Genomic DNA, 15,193 nt, shown 5'->3' with positions numbered 1-15,193 from the left:
CGCCGGACGGATTCTCAAGACAATGGACATTTCCCGCGCCGAACAGCGCATTCTCCACCTGCTCGCCCAGGGCGGCAGGATCGACATCGAAAAAGACGAGATGAAAACGATCGTGGCCGTGACCTGCGTCACCCGCGAGGGGTGGCGCGCCGGCGGGCTCGACATCGCGCTCTTCCGCAAGCTGAAACGCCGGCGATGCATCGCCTCCTCCGGCGGCAGGCCCTATCGCATCACCCAGCGCGGGCTGGAACTGGTGCGCTCGCAGTTGAACAACCGCTAAGGCAGCCGGGAGGGGCGGCGAAGGCCGCCTCTCCTCCTCAAAACCCGCCCGGCCCGTAGCCGAGCGGCTCGTCCGCGACGAGTTGCCGGTGGAGGCCGATCGATTCGACATCGCGGTCGAGGCGCGGGGAATAATCGACGGAAAGCCAGCTCACCGAATAGCCGTGCTTCTGGAAGAAGCCGACGGCGGCAGAATTGCGCGCATGGGTCTGGAGCCGCGCGGCTTCGAAGCCGGCCGCGACGATCTCCGCTTCCATCGCGGCAAGAAGGGCAGCGCCGAGCCCCTTGCGCTGCCGCGGCGGGTCGACTCAGAGATCGGTGATCTCGTCGTCCAGCGCCTCGCGGGAAGCCCAGCCGGCGGGAACGCCGTCCGCCTCGGCGAGGGTGACGCGCAGCCAATGGTTGGCAAGGAACTGCTGGAAGGCGTTGCGCGCATGCTCGCGCCGCATCTGGAGGTCGACGGCGCCCGTCACGGCCTGTTCCCAGGCACGCACGCCAATCTCGATCAGGCCCGGCACATCCTCTTCAAGGGCATTGCGAACGGTGATCATGCGGCACCTCTTCCTGCCCCCATGAAAGCATTCCGGGGGCCGGTTGGCGAGAGAGGCTGGCGGCTATCCACGGATGAAGAGCCGACAGGGGGCTATCGCCCGTTACCACCACCTGGTCGGCGAGAAGCGGCCGGCGGCTTTTTCGATGACATGGGCCGTCTTGAAGAGGGTTTCTTCCTCGAAGGGCTTGCCGATGAGCTGGAGGCCGAGGGGCAGGCCCTTGTGGTCGAGGCCGGCGGGGACGGAAAGGCCCGGCAGGCCCGCCATGTTCACCGTCACCGTGAAGATGTCGTTGAGGTACATCTTCACCGGATCGGAGGCGAGGTCCTCGTCGGCGATGCCGAAGGCCGACGACGGCGTGGCCGGCGTCAGGATGGCGTCGACGCCGGCGTTGAAGGCGAGCTCGAAGTCGCGCTTGATCAGCGTACGCACTTTCTGCGCCTGCAGGTAATAGGCGTCGTAGTAGCCGGCCGAGAGCACATAGGTGCCGATCATGATGCGGCGCTTGACCTCGGCGCCGAAGCCGGCGGCACGGGTCTTCTCGTACATGTCGACGATGTCCTTGCCGTCGACGCGCAGGCCGTAGCGCACGCCGTCGTAGCGGGCAAGGTTCGAGGAGGCTTCGGCCGGGGCGACGATGTAATAGGCCGGAAGGGCGTATTTCGTGTGCGGCAGGGAGATGTCGATGACGTCGGCGCCGGCATCCTTCAGCCAGGCGATGCCCTGCTGCCAGAGCGCCTCGATCTCCTCGGGCATGCCGTCGACGCGGTATTCGCGCGGAATGCCGATGCGCATGCCCTTCAGCGACTGGCCGAGCGAGGCTTCGTAATCCGGCACCGGCAGATCGACGGAGGTCGTGTCCTTGGCGTCGACGCTGGCCATGGATTTGAGGAGGATCGCCGCGTCGCGCACGTCGCGGGCGATGGGGCCGGCCTGGTCCAGCGAGGAGGCGAAGGCGACGACGCCCCAGCGCGAGCAGCGGCCGTAGGTCGGCTTGATGCCGACGGTGCCGGTGAAGGCGGCCGGCTGGCGGATCGAGCCGCCGGTATCCGTTGCGGTCGCACCCGCGCACAGGAACGCAGCGACGGCGGCGGCCGAGCCGCCCGAGGAACCGCCCGGCACGAGGTCGGCGTTGGAGCCCTTGGCGCGCCACGGGTTCTTGACCGCGCCGTAGTAGGAGGTCTCGTTGGAGGAGCCCATGGCGAACTCGTCCATGTTCAGCTTGCCGAGCATGACGGCGCCGTCGTTCCACAGGTTCTGCGTGACGGTCGATTCGTAGCGCGGCTTGAAGCCGTCGAGGATGTGGCTTGCCGCCTGCGTGTGCACGCCCTCGGTGGCGAAGAGGTCCTTGATGCCGAGCGGAATGCCTTCCAGGCTGCCTGCCTTGCCGGCGGCGATGCGGCCGTCGGAGGCTTTCGCCATCTCCCGCGCCTTGTCCGGCGTGACGGCGATATAGGCGTTGATCGCCGGGTTCGCCGCTTCGATCGCGGAAAGATACGCGTCCGTCAGCTCGACGGCCTTGATCTCCCCGGCGGAGAGTTTCTCGCGGGCTTCGGCAATGGTGAGGCGGGTGAGGTCGGTCATGGAAGAACTACTTTCGGAAGCGGAGGCTCTGGCGGCTAAGGGGCGTTACTCGACGACCTTCGGAACCTGGAAGAAGTTGCGATCGGAGGCCGGCGCGTTGGCGACGATGTCGTCGGCCTTGTTGCCGTCGTTGACGACGTCCTCGCGCTTCCGCATCTCCATGGGCGTGACGGAGGTCATCGGCTCGACGCCTTCGACATTCACCTCGGAAAGCTGCTCGACGAAGCCGAGGATGCCGTTCAGCTCGCCCGTCATGCGGTTTGCCTCTTCCTCGCTGACAGCGATGCGGGCAAGGCGCGCGACGCGCTTCACGGTTGCTATATCTACGGACATGGACGGTCTCCGATGGGAAATTTCCCCTTCGCTATACTGACCAAGCCCAAGGGGCGCAACGGGGAATGCAGGCAAACTGGCCCCTCACCCTAACCCTCTCCCCGCAAGCGGGGAGAGGGAACGTGCCTTGCTAACGGATATTGGTTGGGGAAAGGGACGCAACAGGTTCCCTTCGCCCCGCCTGCGGGGAGAAGGTGGCCGGCAGGCCGGATGAGGGGCGGCACCTTCAGCGCGAGACCGAGCCGCCGGGCTTGGGCACCTCGATCTTCGTGGATGCGCCGTCCATGGCCTGCACGAAGAGGTCGGCCGTCTGGTCGATGATGCCGAAGGAGCCGTAGTGGCAGGGAAGGACGGTGTCGAAGTCGAGGAAGCGCTGGCAGGCGAGCGCGGCGACGGCCCCGCCCATGGTGAAGCGGTCGCCGATCGGCACGAGGCCGATTTCCGGCCGGTGCAGTTCGTTGATCAGCGCCATGTCGGAAAAGATGTCCGTGTCGCCCATGTGATAGAGCGTCGGCTCGTCCTCGAAATGCAGGACGAGGCCGTTGGCGTTGCCGAGCGAATGGGAGACGCCGTCCTCGGTGATCTGCGCGGAGGAATGCAGCGCGTTGACGAAGGTGGTGGAGAAGCCGTCGAAATGCACCGTGCCGCCGGTATTGCCCATGTCGATCTTCTCCACACCCTTCGCGCCGAGCCAGGCGGCAAGGTCGGCATTCGCCAGCACCGTGGCGCCGGTCTCCTTCGCGATCGCGATCGTATCGCCGACATGGTCGCCATGGCCGTGCGTCAGCAGGATATGGGTGAGGCCGGCGACGGCGTCCTTGCGGGTCGCCTCGTCGAAGGCGGGATTGCCGGTGAAGAACGGGTCGATCAGGATTTTCGCCTTCGCCGTTTCGATGCGGAAGGCGGAGTGGCCGAGCCAGGTGATTTTCATGTCTGTTCTCCCGTTTGGATTCGCCACGCAATATAGTCCCGGCGAAGGCCGTTTCCATCCGCCGCCGGATCGTTATAAGCGTGGGCTTGAACGTATCGAAGGGAACCCGCCATGAGCGACGACGACTATATCTATGACGAAGCGACCGGCGAATGGCGCCCGGCCTCGGAGATCGCGGCCGAGAAGGCCGCGCAGAACGTCGTGCGCGACGCCAGCGGCACCGTGCTTTCCGACGGCGATTCGGTCGTGCTGATCAAGGACCTCAAGGTCAAGGGCGCCGGGCAGACGCTGAAGCAGGGCACGGTGATCAGGTCGATCCGCCTCACCGACAATCCCGAAGAGATCGACTGCCGGCACGAAGCCATCAAGGGGCTGGTGCTGCGGACGGAATTCGTGCGCAAGCGCTGAGGAACTTCAAATGGCGACGCTGACCCTCGAAGAACTGGCAGAGACCCTTGCCCCCGGCCAGCCGGTCGCCGGCCTCGACCTCGGCACCAAGACGATCGGCCTTTCCGTCTCCGATCTCGGCCGGCGGCTGGCAACGCCGCGCCCGGTGCTCAAACGCGTGAAGTTCACGCAGGACGCCGAAGTGCTGCTCGCCTTCGCGGCGAAGGAGAAGGTCGCCGCCTTCGTCATCGGCCTGCCGATGAACATGGACGGCAGCGCGGGTCCGCGCGTCCAGGCGACGCGCGCCTTCGTGCGCTCCATGGCGGACAAGACCGACATTCCCTTCGTCTTCTGGGACGAGCGGCTGTCGACGGTGGCGGCGGAGCGCACGCTGATCGAGATGGACGTCTCGCGCAAGAAGCGGGCCGAGCGCATCGACTCGGCCGCCGCCTCCTTCATCCTTCAGGGGGTGCTGGACAGGCTCTCGTCGCTGGCAAGGGCTGCTGGCGCGGACTGACGGCGGGCCTGCCACCAGGCCCGGATCTGCCTGCGGCGGCGGAAGGCGAGCAGCGCGAAGACCAGGAAGCTGTCGAAGACGATGGCGCGCATCACCAGCGGCGGCAGGTCCTCCGGCGGAATGCCGAGGATATGGCCGTAAATCTGGAACACCAGATCGTGCGCATCGCGCGTCAGCATGAAGATGCCGAAATTCATGTCGTAGTAGGAAAGCCCGTACCAGCTTCCCAGAAGCGCGATGGGCCCCGCCCAGAAGATCAGGAACCACTTCATGCCGCCCTCCCCTTCAACGCGAGGAGGTCGGCGGCGGCGAAGATCATCTCGCTCACCGCGACGCCCGCGACAAGCACGAGGAGCGGCACGACGATATCCACCGCCGCGAAGGAAAACAGGGTCGTCATGACCGATATGCGGGCCGTTCTGGCCATACTCAGCACTCGCTTCACATGGTTAACACCAAGTAAACATCACCTTTGCCCGTTAACCCTCTTCGCGCAACGCAAACCCGTCGTTAAGGTTAATTTCCACATGGCCGCATCGCCCGATGCCCCTTGCCATGCGCTTGCGGGCATGGAATGAGCGACAACCCTTTTTCAGCCGATCCGGTTCCATGCTCGCCATCTTCGAAAGCATTCTCCCCGTCTTCCTGCTCGTCGTGCTGGGGGCGCTTCTCAAGCGCTGGCGGGCGATCGACCGCGACATGTGGGGCGGGCTCGAGCAGCTCGGCTTCTACGTGCTGTTCCCGGCGCTCCTCTTCGTCACGCTCGCCGAGGCGGAATTCTCCGGCATGGCCGTCGGCGGCCTTGCGGTCGAATCGATCGGCTCGCTGAGCCTCATCGCCCTCCTCCTCACGCTTTGCTGGCCGCTCTTCAACGCCGCCGGCGTCTCGGGACCGGCCTTCACCTCGGTCTTCCAGACCTCGACGCGCTGGAACGCCTTCATCGCGCTCGCTATCGCCGAAAAGCTCTACGGCGCGCAGAGCCTTGCCCTCGTCGCGCTGATCGCGACGCTGATCATCATTCCGATCAACCTCTACAATATCGGCATGCTGGTCTGGTTCGGCGGCGGCACGCGCAGCCTGGGCATCTTCGCAAAGAAGATCGCCACCAACCCGATGATCATCGGCTCGGTGGCGGGCGTTGCGGTCAACCTCCTGAAAATCCCGATCTACCATCCGCTGATGGAAGCGGCGGAGCTCGTCGGCCACACGTCCCTCAGCCTCGGCCTCCTGATGGTGGGTGCGGGCCTCAAGCTCGCCGACGCGCTGAAGCCGCGCCCGCTCGCGCTGCTGCCCGTCATCCTGAAGCTCCTCTTCATGCCGCTCATCATGACCGTTTCGGCCTATGTTCTCGGCATTCGCGGCGAACAGCTCCTCACCATCGCCATGGGCGCGAGCGTGCCGACGGCGATGAACGGCTATGTGCTGGCAAAGCAGATGGGGGGCGACGCACCGCTCTATGCGGCGGTCGCAACGCTCCAGACCGTCGCGTCCTTCTTCACCATTCCGGTGGTGCTGGCGGCGACGGCCTATCTGGCCGGCGGATAGAGCAGGTCGACGATATAGGCCGAATCGAAGCGCGAATCGAGCATGCCGTAGGTCGAGCGCCAGCCGGAGGCGAGGCGCGTTTCCAGGAACGCATCGGCAACGCGCCCGGCGCCGGCGCGGTAGAGTTCCGCGGCGGCGGCGGCAAGAGCCAACTGCTCGACCAGCATGCGGGCCGCGCCCTCGTCGCGCTCGCAGAGCGAGAGGCAGGCGCGCAGCACCTCCACCGTCTTGCGGCCGGCCGAGCCGAGGTCGCGGGCAAGGCCGGCGAAGAGCATTTCGAACAGGTCCCTGCCGCGGGCGATGACGCGCATCAGGTCCAGCGCCATGACATTGCCCGAGCCTTCCCAGATCGCGTTGACCGGCGCCTCGCGGTAATGCCGGGCGATGGGGCGTTCCTCGACATAGCCGCTGCCGCCGATGCACTCCATCGCCTCGTAGATCAGCGCGGGGGCGATCTTGCAGCACCAGTATTTCGTCACCGGCGTCATGATGCGGGCATAGGCGGCGTCTTCCGCGCTGTCGCGGGCCTTGTCGAAGGCCTCGGCAAGGCGGAAGGAAAGCGCCGTCGCACCGGCGACGTCGAGCGCCATGTCGGCGAGAACGCGCGTCATGATCGGCTGGGCGACAAGCGGCTTGCCGAAGACGCTGCGCCCGCGGGTGTGGTGCACCGCCTCGGCCAGCGAGGCGCGCATGATGCCCGAGGAGGCGAGCGCGCAGTCGAGCCGCGTCAGCGTCACCATGTCGAGGATGGTGCGGATACCGGCGTCCGGCGCGCCGAGCAGGAAGCCGAACGTATCGGAGAACTCGACTTCCGAGGAGGCGTTCGAGCGGTTGCCGACCTTGTCCTTGAGGCGCTGGAAGCGAAGGCCGTTGGTCGAGCCGTCCTCCAGCAGGCGCGGCACGAGGAAGCAGCCGAGGCCCTCGCGCGTCTGCGCCAGCATGACGAAGCCGTCGCTCATCGGCGCGGACATGAACCACTTGTGGCCGGTGAGGCGATAGATGCCCTCGCCGACGCGCTCGGCGGTCGAGGTGTTGGCGCGCACATCCGTGCCGCCCTGCTTTTCCGTCATCCCCATGCCGAGCGTGACGGCGCTCTTCTGCATGGCGGGCTTGTTGGCGCTGTCGTATTTGCGCGAGAGGATCTTGCGGCCCCATTCGCGCTGCACCTGCGGCGAGGCGGAGAGCGCGGCGACGGAGGCGCTCGTCATCGTCAGCGGGCACAGATGCCCGCATTCGAGCTGGGCGGTGAGATAGAAGCGCACGGCGCGCGCCTTGTGCGCCCTGCCCTGCTCGTCCGGCACGTTCTCCCAGAGCGAGGAATGCAGGCCGCTCGCCATGGAGCGGCGCATCAGCGCGTGCCAGGCGGGATGGAAGTCCACGACATCGAGCCGCTCGCCGCGGGCCCCGTGCGTGCGAAGCTGCGGCACGCCGACATTGGCCATGCGGGCAAGCTCCTGCGCCTCCGGCGAGGTCACGTAGCGGCCGATCGCGTCGAACTCGTCGCGCAAGGCCTTCGGCATGGCGTCGGTGGCGTCGACCAAGAGCGGGTCCGAGCGATAGGCATTGATGCCCGACCAGAGCGGCGGCTGGTTGAGATCGGCGAGTTTCTGTTCGGTGTCGCGAGTCATGAGCGGGTTCTATCCCAAGTCGCGGGCCGGCGAAACGGGGCGTTGCGGCGCCATGCACCGTTGCGCGCACAAAAGCGTGGGAATGCACGAGCGCCCGCCCTCTTCGCCTTGCCGCGACCGGATCGAGGCTCTATAGACCGCGCGTATCCACGACAGTTGAGGCGGAGCCCCATGGACTTCTTTCCGCATCGCCACCTTCTCGGCATCAAGGGTCTGACCGAGCAGGACATCACCGTCCTGCTCGACCGCGCCGACGAGGCGGTCAAGATCTCCCGCCAGCGGGAAAAGAAAACCTCCACCCTACGCGGCCTGACGCAGATCAACCTGTTCTTCGAGGCCTCCACCCGCACGCAATCCTCCTTCGAACTGGCCGGCAAGCGCCTCGGCGCCGACGTGATGAACATGTCGGTCGGCAATTCCTCGGTGAAGAAGGGCGAAACGCTGATCGACACGGCGATGACGCTGAACGCCATGCACCCGGACGTGCTGGTGGTGCGCCATTCCTCCGCCGGGGCCGCCGCGCTCCTGGCGCAAAAGGTCTCCTGCGCGGTGGTCAATGCCGGCGACGGCCAGCACGAGCATCCGACACAGGCCCTTCTCGACGCGCTGACCATCCGCCGCGCCAAGGGCAAGCTCTCGCGCATCATCGTCGCCATCTGCGGCGACGTGCTGCATTCGCGCGTCGCCCGCTCGAACATCCTCTTGCTCAACGCCATGGGCGCGCGGGTGCGGGTCGTCGCGCCCGCGACGCTGCTGCCGGCCGGCATCGGGCAGATGGGCGCGGAAGTCTACCATTCCATGGAGGAAGGCCTGAAGGACGCCGACGTCGTGATGATGCTGCGCCTCCAGCGCGAGCGGATGTCCGGCGCCTTCGTGCCCTCGGTGCGCGAATATTTCCACTACTACGGCCTCGACGCGGAAAAGCTGAGGGCGGCCAAGGACGATGCGCTCGTCATGCATCCCGGCCCGATGAACCGCGGCGTCGAGATCGCCTCGGAGATCGCCGACGGCCCGCAGAGCGTCATCGAGCAGCAGGTCGAGATGGGCGTCGCCGTGCGCATGGCCGTGATGGAAACGCTTCTCGTCTCGCAGAACCAGGGCCCCCGCGCATGACCCGCACGAAAGTCCTCAAGAACCTCCGCATCCTCGATCCCTCCCGCAACGTGGACGAGAACGGCTCCATCGTCATCGAGAACGGCCGGATCGCCGCCATCGGCAGCGGCGCGCAGAACCAGGGCGCGCCGGAGGGCGCGAAAATCGTCGACGGGCGCGGCCTCATCGCCGCCCCCGGCCTCGTCGATGCGCGCGTCTTCGTCGGCGAGCCCGGCGCGGAACACCGCGAGACCATCGAATCCGCCTCGCGGGCGGCGGCGGCCGGCGGCGTCACCACCTTCGTCATGATGCCCGATACCGATCCGGTGATCGACGACGTGGCGCTGGTCGAATTCGTGCTGAAGACGGCGCGCGACAAGGCCGTCGTCAACATCCATCCGGCAGCGGCGCTCACCAAGCACCTTGCGGGCGAGGAGATGACGGAATTCGGCCTCCTGCGCGATGCCGGCGCCGTCGCCTTCACCAACGGCCGCAACCCGATGCACAATGCGCAGGTGCTGCGCCGCGCCATGACCTATGCGCGCGAATTCGGCAGCGTGATCGCGCTCGAAACCCGCGACAAGCATCTGGGCAATGGCGGCGTGATGAACGAGGGGCTGCTTGCAAGCTGGCTCGGCCTTTCCGGCACGCCGCGCGAAGCCGAGCTCATCCCGCTCGAACGGGACCTGCGCATCGCCGCCCTCACCCGCGCCAAATACCACGCCGCGCAGATTTCCGTGCCCGAATCGGCCGAGGCCGTGAAGACCGCCCGCGAGCGCGGCGCGAACGTCACCTGCGCGGTCTCGATCAACCACCTGACGCTGAACGAGAACGACATCGGCGAATACCGCACCTTCTTCAAGCTCTCCCCGCCGCTGCGCGGCGAGGACGACCGCAAGGCGATGGTCGACGCGCTGGCACGGGGCGAGATCGACATCGTCGTTTCCTCGCACGATCCGCAGGACGTCGACACCAAGCGCCTGCCCTTCGCCGATGCCGCGGACGGAGCCATCGGCCTCGAGACCATGCTGGCCGCCGCGCTCCGGCTGCATCACAGCGGCGAAGTCCCGCTGATGCGGCTCCTCGATGCGCTCTCGACGCGCCCGGCGAAGATTTTCGGCCTCGACGCCGGCACGCTGGCGCCGGGCGCGAAAGCCGACATCGTGCTCATCGACCCCGACGAGCCGTGGCTCGCCACCAAGGATCGCTTCGTCTCGCGTTCGAAGAACACGCCCTTCGAAGATGCCCGCTTTACGGGACGCGCCGTCAGCACCTATGTTGCCGGCGAACGGGTGCATTCGCTGGACTGAGGGGACAGCCGGCGGAAAGCGTGTGGATCCTCGGGTCGAACCCGAGGATGACGGAGGGATAGGGTGTGCTTCGCCTTCCCTTCCCGCCTTCCACCGCGTTTCCGTCGCCATCCTCGGGCTCGACCCGAGGATCCACGGCCGCGAATGCCACTATATGAACGGGGGAACGACCATGTCCGACATCTTCACCTGGCAGCTCGGCGCGCTGCCGAGCCTTGCCACCCTCGCCTTCGGCTATCTCCTCGGCTCCATTCCCTTCGGCCTCCTCCTCACGCGGATGGCCGGGCTCGGCGACGTGCGCAAGATCGGCTCGGGCAATATCGGCGCGACGAACGTGCTGCGCACCGGCAACAAGAAGCTCGCCGCCGCAACGCTCCTGCTCGACGCGCTGAAGGGCACGGCGGCGGCGGCCATTGCTTCGCGCTGGGGGCTCGATGCCGGCATCGCCGCCGGCTTTGCCGCCTTCCTCGGCCATCTCTTTCCCGTCTGGCTCGGCTTCAAGGGCGGCAAGGGCGTCGCCACCTATGTCGGCGTGCTGCTCGGCCTTGCGCCCGTCATGGTCCTCGTCTTCGCCGTCGTGTGGATCGGGCTTGCCTATCTCACGCGTTATTCGTCCCTCTCCGCCCTGGTTGCAACAATCGTATCTCCGGTTGTATTGTGGTTCATCGGTCACGAGAAGGTCGCGCTGCTCTTTGCCGTCCTCACCGTGATCACCTGGTGGAAGCACCGCGCCAATATCGGCCGCCTCCTCGGCGGCACCGAAAGCAGGATCGGCAGCAAGGGATAGCCATGGACGACCGCAGCGCAGGGACAAGGGGAATTGCGCTGACGGAAAGACAGAGGATCGCCTGGCTGCGCCTCATCCGCAGCGACAATGTCGGGCCGGTCACCTTCCGCGAACTCATCAACCATTTCGGCAGCGCCGAGACGGCGCTGGAGATGCTGCCGGAGCTTTCGCGCCGCGGCGGCGCGTCGCGCAGCATCCGCGTCGCCGGCCGGGCCGATGCGGAGCGCGAGCTGGAGATCGCCGAGCGGCACGGCGCCGCCTTCGTCGGCATCGGCGAACCGGACTATCCGCCGCTCCTGCGCCAGATCGACGGCGCGCCGCCGCTTCTCGCCGTGAAGGGCAACCGCAAGGCTGCGGCCGCACCGGCGGTCGGCATCGTCGGCGCGCGCAACGCCTCCATCGCCGGCATGAAGTTCACCGGGCAGCTCGCCCGCGAGATCGGCCGGGCGGGCTATTGCATCGTCTCCGGCCTTGCCCGCGGCATCGACACGGCCGCCCACCGCGCCAGCCTCGACACCGGCACCGTCGCTGCCATGGCCGGCGGGCTCGACAAGCCCTATCCGCCGGAAAACATCGGCCTCCTGAACGAGCTCACCGAAGGACAGGGGCTTGCCGTCAGCGAGATGCCCTTCGGCTGGGAGCCGCGCGCGCGGGACTTCCCCCGCCGCAACCGGCTGATCGCCGGCATGTCGCTCGGCCTCGTCGTGGTGGAGGCGGCGGTGCGCTCCGGCTCGCTGATCACCGCGCGCAATGCGGCGGATTTCGGCCGGCTCGTCTTCGCCGTGCCAGGCTCGCCGCTCGACCCGCGCTGCGAAGGCACGAACGGCCTCCTCAAGGACGGCGCGACGATCGTGACGACGGCGGACGATGTGCTGGAGGGCCTGCGGCCGCTCTGCGAGCCGGATCTCTTCTCCGCCCGCGGGACGGGCGCGGACGAACCGGCGGAGGAGACGCCCCCCGCCCTGCGCCTGCCGCCGAGCGAAACCGAGCGGGAGCGGATTGCCGAGGCGCTGAGCCAGGTGCCCGCCGAGATCGACGAGATCATCCGCCATACCGGCATAACGGCCGCGACCGTCTACCTCGTCCTTCTAGAGCTTGAACTTGCCGGTCGCCTTGAACGCCACGTCGACGGCCGGGTCGCGATGGCCGCGGACTGACAGCGGGCGCAGGCCCGTGAGGATATCGCCCGCCTCCACATAGGCCATCTCGATCAGGTAGCGCAGCATGTCTGCCCCCTCGTTGTTGGCGACGGTGCGCAATTCACCCAGCATCTGGCGAAGATAGGCGATGTTCTCTTCCGTCGAATGCGGCGGCGGGGCGGGCTTGGTTTTCGAGTTCATGGCTTCCTCGTTGTGCCAAGGATTCAGAATCACCGATAGGTTGCAATTCCTACACCCAGGAAACGATACAACGATTATTTATAATTGCAACCAATGATTAATCTCGCAATGGTTGCATCACGTTGCATCCCACTAATTTCAGCCCTACCTCTTGACCCGAACGCTTTGTCTGTTCATGTCGAGACACTATCCTTCGGCGGAGAACCGCCCTTTTCGCCGCGCCTTCAAGCCGCGGCACCCGGTATCAGAGAAATGACGATGAATGTTGTAGTTGTGGAATCGCCCGCCAAGGCCAAGACGATCAACAAGTATCTCGGCCCCGGCTACAAGGTGCTTGCCTCCTTCGGCCATGTGCGCGACCTGCCGGCCAAGGACGGCTCCGTGCGCCCGGACGAGGACTTCGAGATGTCCTGGGAAGTGGACAGCGCCTCCGCCAAGCGCATGAAGGACATCGCCGACGCGGTGAAGTCCTCCGACGGCCTGATCCTGGCAACCGACCCGGATCGCGAGGGCGAGGCGATTTCCTGGCACGTTCTGGACGTCCTGAAGAAGAAGCGCGTCATCGGCGACAAGCCGGTCCAGCGCGTCGTCTTCAACGCCATCACCAAGTCGGCCGTGCTCGACGCGATGAAGAACCCGCGCGATATCGATACGCCCCTGGTGGACGCCTATCTCGCCCGCCGCGCGCTCGATTATCTCGTCGGCTTCAACCTGTCGCCCGTTCTCTGGCGCAAGCTGCCGGGCGCCCGCTCGGCCGGCCGCGTGCAATCGGTGGCGCTGCGCCTCGTCTGCGACCGCGAGGCCGAGATCGAGCGTTTCGTCTCGGAAGAATACTGGAACCTTTCCGCGCTCCTGAAGACGCCGCGCGGCGACGAGTTCGAGGCACGCCTCGTCTCGGCCGAAGGCAAGCGCCTGCAGGCGAAGTCCATCGGCAACGGCGAGGAGGCGAACCGCCTCAAGGCGCTGCTCGACGGCGCGGCCTATCGCGTCGAGAGCGTCGAGGCCAAGCCGACGAAGCGCAATCCCGCCCCACCCTTCACCACTTCGACCCTGCAGCAGGCCGCCTCCTCCAAGCTCGGCTTCTCCGCCTCGCGCACCATGCAGGTGGCGCAGCGGCTCTATGAAGGCATCGACATCGGCGGCGAGACGGTCGGCCTGATCACCTATATGCGTACCGACGGCGTGCAGATGGCGCCCGAGGCGATCGACGCGGCCCGCCGGGCCGTCGGCGAGCAGTTCGGCGCGCGCTACGTGCCGGAAAAGCCGCGCTTCTACTCCACCAAGGCGAAGAACGCGCAGGAAGCCCACGAGGCGATCCGCCCGACCTCCTTCGACCGCACGCCCGACCAGGTGCGCCGCTACCTCGACCCCGACCAGCTCCGCCTCTACGACCTCGTCTGGAAGCGCGGCATCGCCAGCCAGATGGCCTCGGCCGAGATCGAGCGCACGACCGTCGAGATCGAGGCGGACAACGGCGGTCGCAAGGCGGGCCTTCGCGCCACCGGCTCCGTCATCCGCTTCGACGGCTTCATCGCCGCCTATACGGACCAGAAGGAGGACGGCGAGCAGCCGGACGAGGGCGACGAGGACGGCCGCCTGCCGGAGATCAACGCGCAGGAGAAGCTCGACAAGCAGAAGGTGAACGCCACCCAGCACTTCACCGAGCCGCCGCCGCGCTATTCCGAAGCCTCGCTGATCAAGAAGATGGAAGAGCTCGGCATCGGCCGCCCCTCGACCTACGCCGCGACGCTGGCGACGCTGCGCGACCGCGAATACATCACCATCGACAAGCGCAAGCTCATCCCCGAGGCCAAGGGCCGGCTGGTGACGGCCTTCCTCGAAAGCTTCTTCACCCGCTATGTCGAATACGACTTCACGGCGGACCTTGAAGAGAAGCTCGACAAGATTTCGGCCGGCGAGCTCGACTGGAAGCAGGTTCTCCGCGATTTCTGGAAGGACTTCTTCGCCCAGATCGAGGATACGAAGGAGCTGCGCGTCACCAACGTGCTCGATGCGCTCAACGAGGAGCTGGCACCGCTCGTCTTCCCCAAGCGCGAGGACGGCAGCGATCCGCGCATCTGCCAGGTCTGCGGCACGGGCAAGCTCTCGCTGAAGCTCGGGAAATTCGGCGCCTTCGTCGGCTGCTCGAACTATCCGGAATGCAACTATACCCGCCAGCTTTCCGCCGACGCCGGCTCGGACGCGGAGGCGGCCGCCTCCAACGAGCCGCAGAGCCTCGGCAAGGACCCGCATACCGGCGAGGAGATCACCCTGCGCTCCGGCCGCTTCGGGCCCTACGTCCAGCGCGGCGACGGCAAGGAGGCCAAGCGCGCCAGCCTGCCGAAGGGCTGGACGCCGGCGAGCATCGACCATGAGAAGGCGCTCGCCCTCCTCTCGCTGCCGCGCGACATCGGCCAGCATCCGGAGACCGGCAAGATGATCTCTGCCGGCATCGGCCGCTACGGGCCGTTCCTGCTGCACGACGGCAGCTATGCGAACCTGGAGGCCGTCGAGGACGTCTTCTCCATCGGCCTCAACCGCGCCGTGACCGTGATCGCCGAAAAGCAGTCGAAGGGCCCGGGCGGGCGTTCGCGCGGCACGCCGGCGGCGCTGAAGACGCTCGGCGACCATCCGGACGGCGGCCCCATCACGGTGCGCGACGGCAAATACGGCCCCTACGTCAACTGGGGCAAGGTCAATGCCACCCTGCCGAAGGGCAAGGCGGCCGACAGCGTGACGCTGGAAGAAGCGCTCGTGCTGATCGCCGACAAGGCCGGCAAGATGCCCGCCAAGGGCAAGGCCAAGGCGGCGGCGAAGACGACGAAAGCCGGCGAAGCCAAGGCCGCCAAGCCGAAGGCGAAGGCGGCCGCCAAGCCCAAGACGGCATCCAAGGCAAAGAAGGCCTGACG

The 15,193-nt window shown here is 66.7% G+C and carries 18 protein-coding genes; 9 read left to right on the top strand and 9 right to left on the bottom strand.

What is annotated here, in order from left to right:
- The first annotated feature begins 22 nt into the window (after positions 1 to 22).
- Complete coding sequence (locus ACZ5TO_RS06010; protein ID WP_464799907.1) at positions 23 to 280, top strand: YjhX family toxin; 258 nt, start codon at positions 23 to 25, stop codon at positions 278 to 280.
- Between the two features lie 37 nt (positions 281 to 317).
- Here ACZ5TO_RS06010 and ACZ5TO_RS06005 read toward each other — a convergent pair whose 3' ends face one another.
- From ACZ5TO_RS06005 to ACZ5TO_RS05985, 5 genes are all read right to left on the bottom strand, one after another.
- A complete protein-coding gene (locus ACZ5TO_RS06005) occupies positions 318 to 536 on the bottom strand; it encodes a hypothetical protein (protein WP_464799906.1) in 219 nt (72 codons plus the stop codon).
- A 51-nt stretch (positions 537 to 587) separates the two neighbouring features.
- Positions 588 to 830: a GNAT family N-acetyltransferase gene (locus tag ACZ5TO_RS06000; protein ID WP_464799905.1), complete on the bottom strand. Its 243-nt coding sequence runs from the start codon at positions 828 to 830 to the stop codon at positions 588 to 590.
- A 102-nt stretch (positions 831 to 932) separates the two neighbouring features.
- A complete protein-coding gene (gatA, locus tag ACZ5TO_RS05995; protein ID WP_464799904.1) occupies positions 933 to 2,414 on the bottom strand; it encodes an Asp-tRNA(Asn)/Glu-tRNA(Gln) amidotransferase subunit GatA in 1,482 nt (493 codons plus the stop codon).
- 45 nt (positions 2,415 to 2,459) lie between these two features.
- Positions 2,460 to 2,747, bottom strand: a complete 288-nt coding sequence (gene gatC, locus ACZ5TO_RS05990; RefSeq protein WP_184145440.1) for an Asp-tRNA(Asn)/Glu-tRNA(Gln) amidotransferase subunit GatC — start codon at positions 2,745 to 2,747, stop codon at positions 2,460 to 2,462.
- A 226-nt stretch (positions 2,748 to 2,973) separates the two neighbouring features.
- On the bottom strand, positions 2,974 to 3,678 hold the full coding sequence (locus tag ACZ5TO_RS05985; RefSeq protein ID WP_464799903.1) for a metal-dependent hydrolase: 705 nt from the start codon (positions 3,676 to 3,678) through the stop codon (positions 2,974 to 2,976).
- A gap of 111 nt (positions 3,679 to 3,789) precedes the next feature.
- On the opposite strand from ACZ5TO_RS05985, the gene ACZ5TO_RS05980 reads away from it, so the two are divergent.
- Together ACZ5TO_RS05980 and ruvX are read left to right on the top strand one after the other, a co-directional pair.
- Positions 3,790 to 4,086: an alkylphosphonate utilization protein gene (locus ACZ5TO_RS05980; RefSeq protein WP_184145438.1), complete on the top strand. Its 297-nt coding sequence runs from the start codon at positions 3,790 to 3,792 to the stop codon at positions 4,084 to 4,086.
- Between the two features lie 10 nt (positions 4,087 to 4,096).
- Positions 4,097 to 4,582 (top strand): Holliday junction resolvase RuvX, encoded by a 486-nt coding sequence (gene ruvX / locus ACZ5TO_RS05975; RefSeq protein ID WP_464799902.1) that lies wholly within the window; start codon positions 4,097 to 4,099, stop codon positions 4,580 to 4,582.
- Here ruvX and ACZ5TO_RS05970 read toward each other — a convergent pair.
- Entirely contained in the window at positions 4,528 to 4,854 is a 327-nt protein-coding gene (locus tag ACZ5TO_RS05970; RefSeq protein ID WP_464799901.1) for a DUF6105 family protein, read from the bottom strand. The genes ruvX and ACZ5TO_RS05970 overlap by 55 nt on opposite strands.
- Complete coding sequence (locus ACZ5TO_RS05965; protein ID WP_281396990.1) at positions 4,851 to 4,982, bottom strand: hypothetical protein; 132 nt, start codon at positions 4,980 to 4,982, stop codon at positions 4,851 to 4,853. The genes ACZ5TO_RS05970 and ACZ5TO_RS05965 overlap by 4 nt, the downstream gene beginning before the upstream one ends.
- 209 nt (positions 4,983 to 5,191) lie before the next feature.
- Between ACZ5TO_RS05965 and ACZ5TO_RS05960 the strand changes: the two genes are divergently transcribed.
- The gene (locus ACZ5TO_RS05960) at positions 5,192 to 6,127 is read left to right on the top strand and encodes an AEC family transporter (RefSeq protein ID WP_464799900.1); all 936 of its coding nucleotides are present in this window, start codon (positions 5,192 to 5,194) and stop codon (positions 6,125 to 6,127) included.
- On the opposite strand, the gene ACZ5TO_RS05955 is transcribed toward ACZ5TO_RS05960, so the two are convergent.
- Positions 6,109 to 7,755 carry an acyl-CoA dehydrogenase family protein gene (locus ACZ5TO_RS05955; protein WP_184145434.1) on the bottom strand — a complete coding sequence of 549 codons (1,647 nt, stop codon included), beginning with the start codon at positions 7,753 to 7,755 and terminating at the stop codon, positions 6,109 to 6,111. The two genes, ACZ5TO_RS05960 and ACZ5TO_RS05955, sit on opposite strands and share 19 nt — an antisense overlap.
- Before the next feature lie 171 nt (positions 7,756 to 7,926).
- On the opposite strand from ACZ5TO_RS05955, the gene ACZ5TO_RS05950 reads away from it, so the two are divergent.
- The 4 genes from ACZ5TO_RS05950 to dprA all read left to right on the top strand — a co-directional run bounded on the left by ACZ5TO_RS05950 (position 7,927) and on the right by dprA (position 12,101).
- On the top strand, positions 7,927 to 8,868 hold the full coding sequence (locus tag ACZ5TO_RS05950) for an aspartate carbamoyltransferase catalytic subunit (RefSeq protein WP_464799899.1): 942 nt from the start codon (positions 7,927 to 7,929) through the stop codon (positions 8,866 to 8,868).
- Complete coding sequence (locus ACZ5TO_RS05945; protein WP_464799898.1) at positions 8,865 to 10,157, top strand: dihydroorotase; 1,293 nt, start codon at positions 8,865 to 8,867, stop codon at positions 10,155 to 10,157. The genes ACZ5TO_RS05950 and ACZ5TO_RS05945 overlap by 4 nt, the downstream gene beginning before the upstream one ends.
- A gap of 172 nt (positions 10,158 to 10,329) precedes the next feature.
- Positions 10,330 to 10,944: a glycerol-3-phosphate 1-O-acyltransferase PlsY gene (gene plsY / locus ACZ5TO_RS05940; RefSeq protein ID WP_464799897.1), complete on the top strand. Its 615-nt coding sequence runs from the start codon at positions 10,330 to 10,332 to the stop codon at positions 10,942 to 10,944.
- 2 nt (positions 10,945 to 10,946) lie between these two features.
- Positions 10,947 to 12,101: a DNA-processing protein DprA gene (dprA, locus tag ACZ5TO_RS05935; RefSeq protein WP_464799896.1), complete on the top strand. Its 1,155-nt coding sequence runs from the start codon at positions 10,947 to 10,949 to the stop codon at positions 12,099 to 12,101.
- Here dprA and ACZ5TO_RS05930 read toward each other — a convergent pair.
- Positions 12,033 to 12,284: a hypothetical protein gene (locus tag ACZ5TO_RS05930; protein ID WP_184145429.1), complete on the bottom strand. Its 252-nt coding sequence runs from the start codon at positions 12,282 to 12,284 to the stop codon at positions 12,033 to 12,035. The two genes, dprA and ACZ5TO_RS05930, sit on opposite strands and share 69 nt — an antisense overlap.
- A gap of 258 nt (positions 12,285 to 12,542) precedes the next feature.
- Between ACZ5TO_RS05930 and topA the strand changes: the two genes are divergently transcribed.
- A complete protein-coding gene (gene topA, locus ACZ5TO_RS05925; RefSeq protein WP_464799895.1) occupies positions 12,543 to 15,191 on the top strand; it encodes a type I DNA topoisomerase in 2,649 nt (882 codons plus the stop codon).
- Positions 15,192 to 15,193 lie beyond the last annotated feature (2 nt).

It is taken from the genome of Shinella sp. Sh6, assembly GCF_055392685.1.
The sequence above is the reverse complement of the archived record's forward strand: the minus strand, read 5'-3'. Positions and strand labels throughout refer to the sequence as shown.